Raw genomic sequence first — 578 nt, forward strand, 5'->3', positions numbered from 1 at the left:
GACGGCGTGCTTGGCTACGGCACCTTGCAGTACGATGCGTCGCGCTATCTCACCGATGGCAGCGGTTTCGCCACGGGCGAGCGCGACGGCAAGCAGGTGTTCGGCGCGCTCGTCGGCGGTATCGAGATGCGCCAGGAAACCTGGATGTGGTCGCCATACGGCCGCGTGGAACTGATGTCGGCCAAGCTCGATCCGTACACGGAAAAGGCGGCGGGCATCAACGCCCTGAGCTACTTCAAGCAGACCGTGCGTTCGCGCATCGGCGCGCTCGGCGTGCGGGCCGAGGGCATCTATGTGGGCGGCCTGGGCACGTGGTTCCCGCGCGCGCGGCTCGAGTACCGGCACCAGTTCCAGGGCGCCGATGATGCGCGCCTGGCGTATGCCGACCTGGCGGCCGACGGCCCCGTGTACGTGATCCGCACGGTGCCGCAACAGACGGGCAACTGGGCGGCGGGCCTGGGCGTGAAACTGCTGCTGTCGAACGGCATGACCATCACCGTCGACTACAACAGCAATCTGAGTATGGAGAGCGGACGTACCCAGTCGGTGATGTTCGGCATCGCCATGCCGCTCAGGTA

At 66.4% G+C, this 578-nt stretch carries 1 protein-coding gene; it reads left to right on the plus strand.

The window, feature by feature from the left end; translation table 11 throughout:
* The coding region (locus IGS55_RS27815) for an autotransporter outer membrane beta-barrel domain-containing protein (RefSeq protein WP_230519566.1) at nt 1-578 on the plus strand (578 nt) is incomplete at both ends.

Origin of the sequence: Janthinobacterium sp. EB271-G4-3-2, assembly GCF_020858035.1 — a bacterium.
Taxonomy (GTDB): domain Bacteria; phylum Pseudomonadota; class Gammaproteobacteria; order Burkholderiales; family Burkholderiaceae_D; genus Janthinobacterium; species Janthinobacterium aestuarii.